Here is a 14961-nt window from a genome sequence, read left to right on the forward strand (position 1 = left end):
AAACGCCCGGTTACATTCCGAACCCGGAAGCTAAGCCTCACAGCGCCGATGGTACTGCAGGGGGGACCCTGTGGGAGAGTAGGACGCCGCCGAACTCCTTTTAGAGCTCTGGCTCTTGGGCACCAGCCCAAGGGCCAGAGCTTTTTTGCGTTGAGGTAAGGTCAGTGGGAATCATCGGCACATTTTCTACTGGAGGCCCCCGGGTGGAGGTCCAGGAGACCCGCGTCCAGACAGACCGGGTCCTCACCATCCCGAACATCCTGAGCATGGCGCGTCTTGCCGGCGTACCGCTCTTCCTGTGGCTGATCCTCAGGCCCGAGTTCGGCGGGCCGAACAGTGACGGCTGGGCCCTTCTCGTACTGGCGCTCAGCGGCATCAGTGACTATCTGGACGGCAAGCTGGCACGACGCTGGAACCAGATCAGCAACCTCGGCCGGCTCCTCGACCCCGCGGCCGACCGGCTCTACATTCTCTCGACATTGGTCGGGCTCACCTGGCGTGAGATTCTCCCGCTCTGGCTGACCGGCATACTTCTCGCCCGTGAGCTGGTCCTGCTGGTCATGGTGGGCATCCTCAGACGGCACGGCTATCCGCCGCCGCAGGTTAACTTCCTGGGCAAGGCCGCAACCTTCAACCTGATGTACGCCTTCCCGTTGCTTCTCCTGAGTGACGGAAGCGGATGGATCGCGTCACTCGCGGCTGTTTTCGGATGGGCGTTCGCCGGATGGGGTACAACCCTGTATTGGTGGGCAGGAGTCCTCTACGTGGTGCAGGTCCGCCGTCTCGTTCGTGCGGACGCCATGGCCGACTGAGCTCGTCCTTCGGCGGTAACAGTGGTTCGATGGCCCGTTACGGAAAAGTGCGGGACAATCAAGGCGGGTGAAGTCGGCTAGACCGTCGTCTCTTAGAGGAGGACGCTTCCGACATGAAGGCCGTCGTGATGGCTGGAGGCGAAGGCACACGCCTTCGCCCCATGACCTCAAGCATGCCCAAGCCGCTCCTGCCGGTGGCCAACCGGCCGATCATGGAGCACGTTCTGAGGCTGCTCAAAAGGCATGGGCTCAACGAGACCGTCGTAACCGTGCAGTTCCTGGCATCGCTCGTCAAGAACTACTTCGGAGACGGCGAAGAGCTCGGGATGGAGCTCACCTATGCCAATGAGGAGAAGCCACTCGGTACCGCCGGAAGCGTCAAGAACGCCGAGGAAGCATTGAAGGACGATGCGTTCCTCGTCATCTCCGGAGATGCCCTGACCGACTTCGACCTCACCGAGCTGATCAACTTCCACAAGGAAAAGGGCGCGCTGGTCACCGTCTGTCTGACGCGCGTACCCAATCCGCTGGAATTCGGCATCACCATCGTGGACGAGGAAGGCAAGGTCGAACGCTTCCTGGAGAAGCCGACCTGGGGCCAGGTCTTCTCGGACACGGTGAACACGGGCATCTATGTCATGGAGCCCGAGGTGTTCGACTACGTGGAACCCGACGTGCCGGTCGACTGGTCCGGCGATGTCTTCCCGCAGCTGATGAAGGAAGGCAAGCCGATCTACGGCTATATCGCCGAGGGCTACTGGGAGGACGTCGGTACTCACGAGAGCTATGTGAAGGCGCAGGCGGACGTCCTCGAGGGCAAGGTCGACGTCGAACTCGACGGGTTCGAGATCTCCCCGGGCGTATGGGTGGCCGAGGGCGCCGAGGTACATCCCGACGCCGTTCTCCGGGGCCCCCTCTACATCGGTGACTACGCCAAGGTCGAAGCCGGTGCCGAGATCCGCGAGCACACCGTCGTGGGCTCGAACGTCGTGGTGAAGACCGGAGCCTTCATGCACCGGGCCGTGGTGCACGACAACGTGTACGTCGGTCAGCACAGCAATCTGCGCGGCTGTGTGGTCGGCAAGAACACCGACATCATGCGGGCCGCCAGGATCGAGGACGGCGCGGTCATCGGTGACGAGTGCCTGATCGGTGAAGAATCGATCGTGCAGGGCAATGTGCGGGTCTACCCGTTCAAGACCATCGAGGCCGGCGCCTTCGTCAACACATCGGTGATCTGGGAGTCGCGGGGACAGGCGAATCTGTTCGGCGCGCGCGGGGTGTCCGGGATCCTGAACGTCGAGATCACGCCCGAGCTCGCCGTACGCCTCGCCGGGGCCTATGCGACGACGCTGAAGAAGGGCGCCACGGTCACCACGGCCCGTGACCACTCCCGTGGTGCCCGCGCGCTGAAGCGGGCCGTCATCTCCGCTTTGCAGGCCAGTGCCATCGACGTCCGCGACCTGGAGAACGTGCCCCTGCCGGTCGCCCGGCAGCAGACCGCGCGCGGCAGTGCGGGCGGGATCATGATCAGGACCTCGCCGGGTGTGCCGGACTCCGTCGACATCATGTTCTTCGACGGACAGGGAGCGGACCTGTCCCAGGCCAGCCAGCGCAAGCTCGACCGGGTGTTCGCGCGGCAGGAGTACCGGCGTGCGTTCCCGGGAGAGATCGGGGACCTGTACTTCCCGGCCAGCGTGTTCGACTCGTACACGGGGTCCCTGCTGCGGAACGTCGACACGACCGGTATCGCCGAGTCCGGGCTCAAGGTCGTCGTCGACGCGTCGAACGGCTCGGCGGGTCTCGTCCTGCCCAGCCTGCTCGGCAAGCTGGGCGTGGACTCGCTGACCATCAACCCCGGTCTGGACGAGTCCCGGCCGACGGAGAGCGCCGAGGTGCGGCGGGCGGGCCTGGTCAGGCTCGGTGAGATCGTCGCGTCCTCCAGGGCCGCTTTCGGCGTGCGGTTCGACCCGGTCGGCGAGCGGCTCTCGCTCGTCGACGAGAAGGGGCGGATCGTGGAGGACGACCGGGCGCTGCTGGTGATGCTCGACCTCGTGGCCGCGGAGCGGCGCAGCGGTCGGGTGGCCCTGCCGGTGACCACGACCCGCATCGCCGAGCAGGTGGCCGCCTACCACGGGACCCAGGTGGAGTGGACGACGACCTCGCCCGACGACCTGACCCGGGTCGGACGGGACGAGACGACCATCTTCGGTGGGGACGGCAAGGGCGGATTCATCGTCCCCGAGTTCAGCAGCGTCTTCGACGGCACCGCGGCCTTCGTACGACTGATCGGTTTGGTGGCCCGGACACAGCTCACGCTGAGCCAGATCGACGCGCGGATCCCGAGGGCGCACGTCCTCAAGCGTGATCTGGCGACTCCGTGGGCCGTCAAGGGACTGGTGATGCGCCGTGTGGTCGAGGAGGCGGGAGACCGCTTCGTGGACACCACGGACGGGGTGCGGGTCGTGGAGACCGACGGGCGTTGGGTGATGGTGCTGCCCGATCCGGCCGAGGCCGTCACCCATCTGTGGGCGGAAGGGCCGGACGACGCCTCCGCGCAGGCCCTGCTCGACGAGTGGGCGGCGGTCGTGGACAGCGCCGGCCGCTGACGTCCCGGTACGTGGGCGTGCCGGACAAGTGTCCCCGAGGGGGCCTGTCCGGCACGTCGGAGGGGCCGTTCGGAGGTACGGGTCGCGACATGCGACGATGTGCGGCATGCCGCAGGAGCCCCCCGTTCGGAGTACATTCACGCGCCCGTCGCGTCCGGACGCGTCCATGTCGCTGCTCACCAACGTCATGGATCACAGCCTGGACGACGGATACGCCGAGGCAGCCGCCCGCAAGAAGGCCGAGGGCGGCGGTGGCCTGCCCCGGACGCTGAGCGCGAAGCTGGGTCTCGCCGGCGGTCTGGTGCTCGCCGCGCTGGTCGTGACGGTCGGCGCGGCGCAGGCCCGGATCGCGGCTCCGGTCGTGGCCAAGGAGCGCCAGGAGCTGATCGACCGTATCGACCGTGAGACGAAGGCGGCGGACGAGCTGGAGGGCACCGTCGACGAGCTCCGGGACGACGTGGGCGCACGGCAGCGGGAGGCGCTCCGCGACGACGGCGGCGACAGCCGGGCCGAACTGGTGGGTATTCTCTCGGGCGCCTCCGAGGTGCACGGGCCCGGCGTGAAACTGGTCGTGGACGACGCCAAGGAGGCCACCACCGGAGGAGACGGCGACCCGCGCGAGACCTCCGGGTTCTCCGACACCGGGCGGGTGCGCGACCGGGACATGCAGCGGGTGGTCAACGGGCTGTGGGAGTCGGGCGCCGAGGCGATCTCCATCAACGGACAGCGGCTGACGGCACTGTCGGCGATCCGGGCCGCGGGGGACGCGATACTGGTCGACAACAGGCCGCTGGTGCCGCCTTACGCGGTGCTGGCGGTGGGGGACGGGAAGCGGCTGAGCACCAAGTTCCAGGACAGTGCAGACGGCCTGTACCTGAACGCCTTGCAGGAGAACTACGGCATCCGGACCGCCATCTCCACGGAGAGCGACCTCCGGCTGCCGGCCGCACCGAGTGTGATCGTACGTACAGCACAGCCGATATCCGAGAAGGGCACATCGTGATCGCCGTACTGGGCCTCGTCGTGGGAGTCGTGGCCGGCCTTTTGGTCCGCCCTGAGGTTCCGGCGGTCGTCGAGCCTTATCTGCCGATCGCCGTCGTGGCGGCGCTCGACGCCGTCTTCGGAGGTCTGCGGGCCATGCTCGACGGGATCTTCGACGACAAGGTGTTCGTCGTGTCGTTCCTGTCGAACGTGGTCGTCGCGGCGCTGATCGTCTTCCTGGGCGACAAGTTGGGCGTGGGCGCCCAGCTGTCCACGGGTGTCGTGGTCGTCCTCGGCATCCGCATCTTCTCCAATGCCGCGGCCATCCGTCGGCACGTGTTCCGGGCGTGAGACCGACGATGAGCAACCAGGACGAACAGCCGGAGCCGCGCGGGCCCGAGTCCGAGCAGCCCGAGCTTGAGCAGCGTCGACCTGAGCAGCTTCGGCCCGAGGCCGAGCCCGAGTCCGAGCGGGCCGAGCCTGAGCAGCGGCGCCCGGAGCCTGAGCCCGAGGGGCGGCAGTCCGAGCAGCGTCGGGCCGAGTCCGAGCCCGAGCGGCCGGGGCCTGCGCAGCAGCGGCGGCCCGAGCTCGAGCGGTTGCGCCAGCTTCGGTCCGAGGTGGAGCGGCGCCAGCCCGAGCCGCGTCGGCCCGAGCTCGAACCTGAGCGACCGCAGCCTGAGCGACCGCAGCCTGAGCGGTCTCAGCCTGAGCGGTCTCAGCCTGAGCCGCGTCCGCTCGAGTCCGGGCGGCCCCGGCCGGACTGGCGGCAGCCCGAGCAGCGTCGGGTCGAGCCCGAGCCCGAGCGGCCGGGGCCTGCGCAGCAGCGGCCGGAGCCGCGTCGGCCCGAGCCCGAACGCCCCCTGATACAGCGGCCGCAGCCCCGGCCGGAGTGGTCCCGTCCGCAGCCGGAGCAACCGCGGCCTCGACCCGAGCCGCCCCGGCCGCAGCCGGAGTGGTCCCGGCCCGAGCACGGGCTGCGCAGGGAACTGCCCGACGAGGTGCCCGCGCAGCCTGCCCAGGCCGAGCAGCCGACCGAGACGGCGGCAGAGCCTGGGCTGTCCGGTCGGCAGCGGCTGGTGCAGGGACTGTGGCCGCCGCGCCTGTCGCGGGCCCAACTCATCGTGGCCGTGCTGCTGTTCGGTCTCGGCTTCGGTCTGGCGGTGCAGGTGGCGTCGAACAGCGACAGCGACAGCGCGCTGCGCGGCGCACGTCAGGAGGATCTTGTTCGTATCCTCGATGAACTGGATGACCGCACTCAGCGTCTTGAGGACGAGAAGCAAGGTCTCGAGAAGCAGCGCGACGAGCTGGAGAACAGCTCCGACCAGGCCGAGGAGGCCCGTAAGCAGACGCTCGAGAAGGAGCGGCAACTCGGCATCCTCGCGGGCACGGTGGCCGCGCAGGGGCCCGGTATCACGATGACGATCGAGGACACGAAGGGGACGGTCCAGGCGGACATGCTGCTCGACGCGATCCAGGAGCTGCGCGCGGCCGGCGCGGAGGCGATCCAGGTGAACGGGGTGCGCGTGGTCGCAGGCACGTATCTGACAGAGTCCGGGAAGAGTGTGAGCGTCGACGGGAACAAGATCAACGCTCCGTATCGTTTCACTGTCATCGGCAAGCCGCAGGATCTCGAACCGGCGCTCAACATCCCTGGAGGCGTGGTGCAGACACTGGAGAAGGAGCAGGCCACGGTTACCGTCGAGCGTTCGAGCAAGATCGTCGTGAATGCCTTGCGGGCGGCGGAGCGGCCTGACTACGCTCGGTCGTCCTCCCAGTGAACCGGGGGTGCATGGGGGTCGTCGGCCCAGGGCATCAGGTTGCGGGGGGTCGGCGCACCGAATGGGTGGTGCGTGGTGGAAACTGTCTGGTGGATACGGACGTTGTGAAGATGTCCGGGTCGACCGGTGTATTGAGTCAGGGTTCGTCCTGCCCCACGGGCGGGTCTGTTTCGGTCAAGGGGAATCGCCCGTGAAGTTGTTTGCGAAGTTGTTCGGCAAGAGCGCTCGAGAAGGTAGCGACAACGCGACCGCTCGCCATCGCGCACAGCCCGACGCGGACGGCCAGCGGCCGTTGTTCCGGGACCAGGTGGCTGGCCCGGGTGGTGACGTCTCCGGCGGTCAGGGCGCGGCGTCAGTTGACCCTGCCCAGTCCGGCGGCATAGGTTTCGGGCAACCGTCAACCTCAAGTTCGGGTGGAGGGTTTTCCGTGTCGGCCCTGGTGTGTACGAGGTGCGGTAACCGCAACGGCGAGAACAGCCGCTTCTGTTCCAACTGTGGCGCACCGCTGCGCCCCGGTCTGACGCCCGAGCGGGCGTCCGAGACGACGTCCACGATCTCGATCTCGGGGATCGAGGCCTACGACGCCGAGGTCACCGGCCAGACGTCGGTGCCGGCGCTGTCCCCCGAGGCGCAGGCGGCCGTCGACGCACTGCCGCTGGGTTCCGCGCTCCTGGTGGTGCGCCGGGGCCCGAACTCGGGCAGCCGCTTCCTCCTGGACGGCGAGCTGACCACGGCGGGGCGGCACCCGCAGAGCGACATCTTCCTCGACGACGTGACGGTGTCGCGTCGGCACGTGGAGTTCCGGCGTGGCCAGGACGGCACGTTCACGGTCGCCGACGTGGGCAGCCTCAACGGCACGTACGTCAACCGTGAGCGGATCGACGAGGTCCCGCTGGCCAACGGCGACGAGGTGCAGATCGGCAAGTACCGGCTGGTCTTCTACGCGAGCCAGCGAGGCTACTGACCCTCCCCCGGACGCTGCGTCCGGGGGGACCCCCAGGGAAGGTCCATGCTTCGAACACCGGGCGGCGGTGCCGGGTACGGCACCGCCGAGGCGGACAGCGGGCTGATGAGCATCGGCTCGGTGCTGAACACGCTGCGCGAGGAGTTCCCCGAGGTCACCATCTCCAAGATCCGATTCCTGGAGTCGGAGGGCCTCATCGAGCCGCAGCGGACCCCTTCGGGGTATCGCAAGTTCAGCATCAAGGATGTCGAGCGTCTCGGCCATGTCCTGAGGATGCAGCGCGACCACTATCTGCCGCTCAAGGTGATCCGTGAGCACCTGGACGCCATGGAGCGCGGGGAGGCCGTACGGCTGCCCGCGCTGGGGCGCCAGCGCGAGGGCGAGGCCGCCCCGGAGGTCTCCGACGGCCTCACCGCGGCCCGGATCGGGCGGGCCGAGCTGCTCGCAGCCGCGGAGGTCGGTGAACGCGAGCTGGAGGAGTGGCAGTCCTACGGGCTCATCACCCCGCTGGAGGGCGGAGTGTACGACGCCGAGGCGGTCACGGTCGCCTCGCTCGTCGTCGAGCTGGGGCGGTTCGGGATCGAACCCCGCCATCTGAGGCTCATGAAGGCCGCCGCGGACCGCGAGGCCGGGCTGGTGGACCAGGTGGTGGCCCCGCTCAGGCGGCACCGCAACCCGCAGACCAGGGCACACGCCGAGGACCGCACCAAGGAGCTCGCGGGGCTCACGACGAGGCTGCACGCGGCGCTGGTGCAGACCGCGCTCGGGGTCCGGCTGCCCTGAGAGCCGGGCCTCCCGGACGGCGTGATCGGGCGCCCGTTCCCGGTCCGACTACCCAAACATCCCGGGCACGGCCTAGGGTTGCTGTGTGAACGAGCTCGATGTCGTAGGTGTCCGGGTCGAAATGCCCTCCAACCAACCGATCGTGCTCCTGCGTGAAGTGGGAGGCGACCGTTACCTCCCTATCTGGATCGGGCCGGGGGAGGCGACGGCGATCGCTTTCGCCCAGCAGGGCATGGCCCCCGCGCGACCGCTGACCCACGACCTGTTCAAGGACGTGCTCGAAGCCGTCGGCCAGGAGCTCACCGAAGTGCGCATCACGGACCTGCGTGAGGGCGTCTTCTACGCGGAGCTGGTGTTCGCCAGCGGGGTCGAGGTCAGTGCCCGTCCGTCCGATGCCATAGCGCTGGCGCTGCGTACCGGGACGCCGATCTACGGCAGTGACACGGTCCTGGACGACGCGGGGATCGCGATCCCGGACGAGCAGGAGGACGAGGTGGAGAAGTTCCGCGAGTTCCTCGACCAGATCTCACCCGAGGACTTCGGCAGCAGCAGCCAGTAGGCGCTGCGCGGGCGCGTCGCCCCGGTCGGGTGGCGCGCCACGGCGGCGGCAATTGCCAGCGGCCAGTGAGTGCGTCCTGCGGCTCCGCCGGAGAGCATTCGGCTAGCCTTTCCCCGCGGTGGGGTACGGGAAACCACTCCTAGGGTGATTATCACTCGGCGTGCCGAGTGTGGCGATCGTTGACGCACCCCTGGTGACTGCCTACCGTCGAGGAGGCAGGTCAAGGACGGAGGTCGGCGTGAGCAGCAGCGGCGGCGGTATGGCTGGGGGTGCCCCCGGACGCGGTTTCGGGGCGAGCGGTCCGTACCCGCTTCACGGCCAGGTGGCCGACCATGCTCCGCAGCGGCCTTCGGCAGTGCCGAGCAGCGGAGGGGCGACGTCCATGGCGTCCGAGCAGATCGGCTATCGGGGCCCGACGGCCTGCGCGGCCGCCGGTATCACCTACCGGCAGCTCGACTACTGGGCCCGTACCGGCCTGGTCGAGCCGAGTGTGCGCCCCGCCCACGGGTCCGGGACGCAGCGGCTGTACAGCTTCCGCGACGTGGTCGTCCTGAAGATCGTCAAGCGGTTCCTCGACACCGGGGTGTCGTTGCAGAACATCCGTACCGCCGTGCGGCACCTGAAGGAGCGGGGCTTCAGCGACCTGGAGCGCATGACGCTGATGAGCGACGGCGCGACGGTGTACGAGTGCACCTCGCCCGACGAGGTCCACGCGCTGCTCCAGGGCGGGCAGGGCGTCTTCGGGATCGCCGTGGGCGTGGTGTGGCGGGACGTGGAGAGCGCCCTGTCGCAGCTGCACGGGGAGCGGATCGACACCGGGGAGACCCTGGTCGGCCCCAACCCGGCCGACGAACTGGCGCGGCGGCGCAACCGGGCCGTCTGAGGTCCGCCCCGGCGCCGCGCGAGGGCATTGTCAGTGGCGTAGGGGAGCATCGGAGATGTGAGAACCGCGCCCACGATCCTGCATCTCGACATGGACGCCTTCTTCGCCTCGGCGGAGCAGGCGTCCAAGCCGAGCCTGCGCGGGAAGGCCGTCGTCGTCGGCGGGATCGGGCCGCGCGGGGTGGTGGCGACCGCTTCGTACGAGGCACGGGTCTTTGGCGTCAACTCGGCGATGCCCACGGCTCAGGCCCGTCGGCTGGTGCCGAACGCGGCCTACCTCGTGCCCCGCTTCGGGTTCTACCGTTCGATCAGCGAGCAGGTGATGGGGCTGCTGCGGGCGCTGTCGCCGTTGGTGGAGCCGCTGAGCCTGGACGAGGCGTTCGTGGACCTGGAGGCCGGTGGGGCGGCCTCGGACACCGAGTCGGCCCGGTCGGCGGGGGTGAAGCTGCGCGCCGACATACGGGCGGTGACGGGGCTCACGGGGTCCGTGGGGCTGGCCGCGTCGAAGATGCTGGCGAAGATCGCCTCCGAGCGGGCCAAGCCGGACGGTCTGGTGCTGATCGAGCCGGGTACCGAGCGGGCGCTGCTCGGGCCCATGCCGGTGCGGATCCTGCCGGGCGTCGGTCCGGCCACCGGCGACCATCTGCGGCGGGCCGGGATCACCACGGTCGACGAGATCGCCGGGGCCGGCGAGGACGAGCTCGTCCGGCTGCTGGGCAAGGCGCACGGCCACGCGCTGTACGCGATGGCGCTGGCGCGCGACGACCGGCCCGTGGTGGCCGAGCGGGAGGCCAAGTCGGTGTCGGTCGAGGACACGTACGACGTGGACATCCACGACCGGCTCAGGGTGGGGTTCGAGGTGGCGCGGCTGGCCGACCGGTGCGTGGGGCGGTTGCGCCGGGCCGGTCTGTCCGGGCGGACCATCGTGCTGAAGGTACGGCGGTACGACTTCTCCACCCTGACCCGGTCCGAGACGCTGCGCGGCCCCACCGACGATCCGGCCGTCGTGCGCGAGGCGGCGGCCCGGCTGCTCGATTCCGTGGACACCACGGGCGGCGTACGACTGCTCGGGGTGGGGGTGACCGGGCTGGCCGACTACACACAGGAGGACCTGTTCGCGCAGGCGGCCGGCGAGCAGGCGGCCGAGGCGGAGGAGGAGGCGACCGCGGACGAGTCCGTGCCGCAGCCGGCGGAGCCGGTCGAGCGGCACTGGCCGGCTGGACACGACGTACGGCATGCCGAGCACGGGCACGGGTGGGTGCAGGGCAGCGGCCTGGGCCGGGTCACCGTCCGGTTCGAGACGCCCGACTCCGCACCCGGCCGGGTGCGGACCTTCCTGATCGACGACCCCGACCTGGAACCGGCGGATCCGCTGCCGCTGGTACGGCGAAGACCGGCGGAGGCCGAGCTCCCGGGAGCGGTCCGCGGTGCCGAGGAGGAGGTGGCGGAGGGGGAGCCGCTGGACGAGGAGCCGTTGGACGGAGAGGCGGTGGACGGAGAGGGGCTGGACGGAGAGGCGTCCACCGCTGCGGAGCGCGCGGCCGGCTGACGGCGGGCTCGGGGGCCTGACGGGGCGGGGTCCCGGCTGTCCGGAACGGTCCGGGTTCCGGTTGTCCCGAACGGGCCGGTCCCAGCTGCCCGGCCGCGGAAGCGCTCCAGGGCTACCGTCCGCTCGCCCGCGAGCGCATCCCGTGGGTGGTCCGTACGCGCTCCGTCGGCCTCGGCCGACGTGCGGGGTGTCTGTCCAGGCGGGAAGCCGGGCGCGCGGTGTCGCCGGGGCGGCAGGGCGGGGTGGCGGCGTCAGGGCTCGTCCGGACCGGCCAGCTTGCCGAAGTCGCGGTCAGGGAAGGGGGGCGGGGCGGCGATGTCGAGGCCGTAGTGGTGGTAGAGCTGGAGTTCCTGCTCGGGGGAGAGGTGACGACCGACGCCGAAGTCGGGGGCGTCCTTGATCAGAGTGCGGTCGAACGGGACGCGCAGCGCGCCCTCGACCAGTTCACTGGGCTCGAGCGGAACGAAAGCGTCCCTCGAGAACAGGCCGGTACGTATGGCTGCCCACTCCGGTATGCCGGTCGCGTCGTCGAGGTACACCTCGTCGACGGTGCCGATCTTGGTGCCGTTGCGGTCGAACGCCTTGCGGCCGATCAGGTTGCGCGGATCGATATCGGTCTGCACGGTCCCTCCTCCAGGTCGCAAACTCATCCGTAAGCACTACAAAAGAGCACATTCAGGAAGGCGGCCACTCGAAGACTCCCACGTTGACCTCGCTGGTAGTCTGGCAAGCGGCTGCTGACCCCGCGCGGGAGAGTCCTCCGGACATCACCGGAGGCGCCGAAGGAGCAAATCCTCCCCGGAATCTCTCAGGCACACGTACCGCACGGACGAGGTCACTCTGGAAAGCAGGACGGGTGTCGACGACCCGCGTCCTCACCGACGGTGAAAGCCGGTGACCCCGATGCGGGCGATCCGGTGAAGCTCTCAGGTTGAGATGACAGAGGGGGAGGCCGTCCGGGTACCCGCGCCAGGGTGCCCCTCGCAGGTCGCGTCAGACCAGGAGGCCTCCGCAATGACCGCCCACCGCACCCCGCTCTTCGAACTCGAACAGGGCATCCCGTTCGAGCAGCGCCACATCGGGCCCGACCACGAGGCGCGGGCCAAGATGCTCGCCCACGTCGGCTACGGCTCGCTGGACGACCTCACAGCGGCCGCGGTGCCGGATGTGATCAAGAACGCCGACGCCCTCGACCTGCCGGGCGCGCGCACCGAGGCCGAGGTGCTGGCCGAGCTGCGCTCCCTGGCCGACCGCAACCAGGTCCTCGGCTCGATGATCGGTCTCGGCTACTACGGGACCTTCACGCCGCCCGTCATCCTGCGCAACGTGATGGAGAACCCGGCCTGGTACACGGCGTACACGCCGTACCAGCCGGAGATCTCGCAGGGCCGTCTGGAAGCCCTGCTGAACTTCCAGACCATGGTCGCCGAACTCACCGGGCTGCCGACCTCCGGCGCCTCGCTGCTGGACGAGGGCACGGCCGCCGCCGAGGCGATGGCGCTGTCGCTGCGCATGGGCAAGAACAAGAAGGGCCTGTTCCTGGTCGACGCGGACGCTCTGCCGCAGACCATCGCCGTGATCGAGACCCGCGCCGAGCCGACCGGCGTCGAGGTGCTCGTCGCCGACCTCAGCGAGGGCATCCCCGCCGAGATCGCCGAGCGCGAGATCAACGGCGTGCTCCTCCAGTACCCGGGCGCCTCCGGTGCCGTGCGCGACCTCAAGCCGGTCATCGACCAGGCCCACGGGCTGGGCGCGCTGGTCACGGTCGCCGCCGACCTGCTCGCGCTGACGCTGCTCACCTCGCCGGGCGAGCTGGGCGCGGACATCGCGGTCGGCACGACCCAGCGCTTCGGCGTGCCGATGGGCTTCGGCGGACCGCACGCCGGCTACATGGCGGTGCACGAGAAGTTCGCGCGCAGCCTGCCCGGCCGTCTCGTGGGCGTCTCCGTCGACGCCGACGGCAACCGGGCCTACCGCCTCGCTCTTCAGACGCGTGAGCAGCACATCCGCCGGGAGAAGGCGACCAGCAACATCTGCACCGCGCAGGTGCTGCTCGCCGTGATGGCGGGCATGTACGCGGTCTACCACGGGCCCGACGGTCTGAAGGCGATCGCCGCCCGCACCCACCGCTACGCCACGCTGCTCGCGGCGGGCCTCACCGCCGGCGGTGTCGAGGTCGTGCACGGCGCGTTCTTCGACACGCTCACCGCGCGGGTCCCGGGCCGGGCCGCCGAGACCGTGGCCGCCGCCCGCGAGCGCGGGGTCAACCTGCACCTCGTCGACGCCGACCGGGTGTCCCTGTCCTGCGACGAGACCACCACGCGCGCGCAGCTCGCCGCCGTGTGGACGGCGTTCGGGGTCGAGGCCGACATCGAGGCGCTGGACGCGGTCACCGAGGAGGCCCTGCCGGCCGCGCAGCTGCGCACCGACGCCTACCTGACCCACCCGGTCTTCCACCAGCACCGCTCGGAGACCGCGATGCTGCGCTACCTGCGCAGGCTCTCCGACCGCGACTACGCGCTCGACCGGGGCATGATCCCGCTGGGCTCCTGCACCATGAAGCTCAACGCGACCACCGAGATGGAGCCGGTCACCTGGCCCGAGTTCGGCCAGCTGCACCCCTTCGCGCCCGCCGAGCAGGCGCAGGGCTACCTCACGCTGATCCGTGAGCTGGAGGAGCGGCTCGCCGAGGTCACCGGCTACGACAAGGTGTCCCTCCAGCCCAACGCCGGTTCGCAGGGCGAGCTGGCCGGTCTGCTCGCGGTGCGCGGCTACCACCGGGCCAACGGCGACGACCAGCGGACCGTCTGCCTGATCCCGTCCTCCGCGCACGGCACCAACGCCGCCAGCGCCGTCATGGCCGGCATGAAGGTCGTCGTCGTGAAGACCGCCGAGGACGGCGAGATCGACGTCGAGGACCTCCGGGCGAAGATCGAGCAGCACCGCGAGCGGCTGTCGGTGCTGATGATCACGTACCCCTCCACGCACGGTGTGTTCGAGGAGCACGTCGCCGACATCTGCGCGCAGGTGCACGAGGCGGGCGGCCAGGTCTACGTCGACGGGGCCAACCTCAACGCGCTCGTGGGGCTCGCCAAGCCGGGGTACTTCGGCGGCGACGTCTCGCACCTGAACCTGCACAAGACGTTCTGCATCCCGCACGGCGGCGGCGGTCCCGGCGTCGGCCCCGTGGCCGTACGGTCGCACCTCGCGCCGTACCTGCCGAACCACCCGATGCAGCCCGCGGCCGGTCCGGAGACCGGTGTCGGCCCGATCTCGGCGGCCCCGTGGGGTTCCGCGGGCATCCTGCCGATCTCGTGGGCGTACGTCCGCCTGATGGGCGGCGAGGGGCTCAAGCGGGCCACGCAGGTGGCGGTGCTCTCCGCCAACTACATCGCCAAGCGCCTGGAGCCGCACTACCCGGTGCTCTACACCGGACCCGGCGGTCTGGTCGCGCACGAGTGCATCATCGACCTGCGGCCGCTGACCAAGGCGACCGGCGTGAGCGTCGACGACGTCGCCAAGCGGCTGATCGACTACGGCTTCCACGCGCCGACGATGTCGTTCCCGGTGGCCGGGACGCTGATGATCGAGCCGACCGAGTCCGAGGACCTGATCGAGCTGGACCGTTTCTGCGACGCGATGATCGCCATCCGCGCGGAGATCGAGAAGGTCGGCGCGGGCGACTGGCCGGCCGGTGACAACCCGCTGGGCAACGCCCCGCACACCGCCGCCGCGCTCGGCGGGGAGTGGGAGCACGCCTACAGCCGCGAGGAGGCCGTCTTCCCGGCCGGTGTCTCGGCCGCCGACAAGTACTGGCCGCCGGTGCGCCGCATCGACCAGGCCTTCGGCGACCGGAACCTGGTCTGCTCGTGCCCGCCGCTGGACGCGTACGACGACTGAGTGCTCGGCCGGCCCGCGGGCCGGTGAAGAGTCCGGTCCGCCCGGTCCCCACGCTCCCGTCAAGGGGTGCGGGGACCGGGCGGACCGGGTTCGGGACTTCGGCACCGCCGCTCGGCGGCGGGTGCCAGGGGGCTCCGCCCCCCG

General features: G+C 70.0%; 12 protein-coding genes, 1 rRNA gene and 1 riboswitch. Of the genes, 12 read left to right on the plus strand and 1 reads right to left on the minus strand.

Translation table 11 applies throughout. The annotated features are described in order from the left end of the window. The 11 genes from rrf to ACZ60B_RS41290 form a co-directional block, all read left to right on the plus strand. Window positions 1–95, plus strand: a 5S ribosomal RNA gene (gene rrf, locus ACZ60B_RS41240); the annotation flags it as partial. Window positions 96–203: 108 nt separating this feature from the next. Next, window positions 204–812, plus strand: coding sequence for a CDP-alcohol phosphatidyltransferase family protein (locus ACZ60B_RS41245; protein WP_469396818.1), 609 nt, complete (start codon window positions 204–206; stop codon window positions 810–812). Window positions 813–925: 113 nt separating this feature from the next. Next, a complete protein-coding gene (locus ACZ60B_RS41250) occupies window positions 926–3421 on the plus strand; it encodes a mannose-1-phosphate guanyltransferase (RefSeq protein ID WP_152893697.1) in 2496 nt (831 codons plus the stop codon). Window positions 3422–3587: 166 nt separating this feature from the next. Beyond that, the gene (locus tag ACZ60B_RS41255; RefSeq protein WP_469396820.1) at window positions 3588–4424 is read left to right on the plus strand and encodes a DUF881 domain-containing protein; all 837 of its coding nucleotides are present in this window, start codon (window positions 3588–3590) and stop codon (window positions 4422–4424) included. Further along, a complete protein-coding gene (locus tag ACZ60B_RS41260; protein ID WP_003988855.1) occupies window positions 4421–4753 on the plus strand; it encodes a small basic family protein in 333 nt (110 codons plus the stop codon). The genes ACZ60B_RS41255 and ACZ60B_RS41260 overlap by 4 nt, the downstream gene beginning before the upstream one ends. A 647-nt stretch (window positions 4754–5400) precedes the next feature. Continuing rightward, a complete protein-coding gene (locus ACZ60B_RS41265; RefSeq protein ID WP_469396837.1) occupies window positions 5401–6180 on the plus strand; it encodes a DUF881 domain-containing protein in 780 nt (259 codons plus the stop codon). Between the two features lie 61 nt (window positions 6181–6241). Beyond that, the gene (locus ACZ60B_RS41270; protein ID WP_469396822.1) at window positions 6242–7144 is read left to right on the plus strand and encodes an FHA domain-containing protein; all 903 of its coding nucleotides are present in this window, start codon (window positions 6242–6244) and stop codon (window positions 7142–7144) included. Window positions 7145–7189: 45 nt separating this feature from the next. Further along, complete coding sequence (ftsR, locus tag ACZ60B_RS41275; RefSeq protein ID WP_469396824.1) at window positions 7190–7927, plus strand: transcriptional regulator FtsR; 738 nt, start codon at window positions 7190–7192, stop codon at window positions 7925–7927. Between the two features lie 85 nt (window positions 7928–8012). Further along, window positions 8013–8486, plus strand: coding sequence for a bifunctional nuclease family protein (locus ACZ60B_RS41280; protein WP_003988851.1), 474 nt, complete (start codon window positions 8013–8015; stop codon window positions 8484–8486). A 238-nt stretch (window positions 8487–8724) separates the two neighbouring features. Then, on the plus strand, window positions 8725–9369 hold the full coding sequence (locus ACZ60B_RS41285; RefSeq protein WP_469396826.1) for a MerR family transcriptional regulator: 645 nt from the start codon (window positions 8725–8727) through the stop codon (window positions 9367–9369). A 57-nt stretch (window positions 9370–9426) separates the two neighbouring features. After that, window positions 9427–10917: a DNA polymerase IV gene (locus ACZ60B_RS41290; protein ID WP_469396829.1), complete on the plus strand. Its 1491-nt coding sequence runs from the start codon at window positions 9427–9429 to the stop codon at window positions 10915–10917. Between the two features lie 251 nt (window positions 10918–11168). Here the strand turns inward: ACZ60B_RS41290 and ACZ60B_RS41295 are convergent, their stop codons facing one another. Further along, window positions 11169–11540 carry a PRC-barrel domain-containing protein gene (locus tag ACZ60B_RS41295; RefSeq protein WP_469396833.1) on the minus strand — a complete coding sequence of 124 codons (372 nt, stop codon included), beginning with the start codon at window positions 11538–11540 and terminating at the stop codon, window positions 11169–11171. Window positions 11541–11655: 115 nt separating this feature from the next. Then, a riboswitch (glycine riboswitch) is annotated at window positions 11656–11751 on the plus strand. Window positions 11752–11931: 180 nt separating this feature from the next. On the opposite strand from ACZ60B_RS41295, the gene gcvP reads away from it, so the two are divergent. Next, window positions 11932–14817, plus strand: a complete 2886-nt coding sequence (gene gcvP, locus ACZ60B_RS41300) for an aminomethyl-transferring glycine dehydrogenase (RefSeq protein ID WP_469396835.1) — start codon at window positions 11932–11934, stop codon at window positions 14815–14817. The last annotated feature ends 144 nt before the right edge of the window (window positions 14818–14961 follow it).

This window comes from Streptomyces sp. NPDC104096 (genome assembly GCF_055584385.1).

Bases quoted from the DNA above. Each gene is read 5' to 3' on its own strand.
- ACZ60B_RS41270 (WP_469396822.1), top strand. From the start codon at position 6,242: ATGGGTGGTGCGTGGTGGAAACTGTCTGGTGGATACGGACGTTGTGAA.
- ACZ60B_RS41255 (WP_469396820.1), top strand. From the start codon at position 3,588: ATGTCGCTGCTCACCAACGTCATGGATCACAGCCTGGACGACGGATAC.
- ftsR (WP_469396824.1), top strand. From the start codon at position 7,190: ATGCTTCGAACACCGGGCGGCGGTGCCGGGTACGGCACCGCCGAGGCG.
- gcvP (WP_469396835.1), top strand. From the start codon at position 11,932: ATGACCGCCCACCGCACCCCGCTCTTCGAACTCGAACAGGGCATCCCG.
- ACZ60B_RS41250 (WP_152893697.1), top strand. From the start codon at position 926: ATGAAGGCCGTCGTGATGGCTGGAGGCGAAGGCACACGCCTTCGCCCC.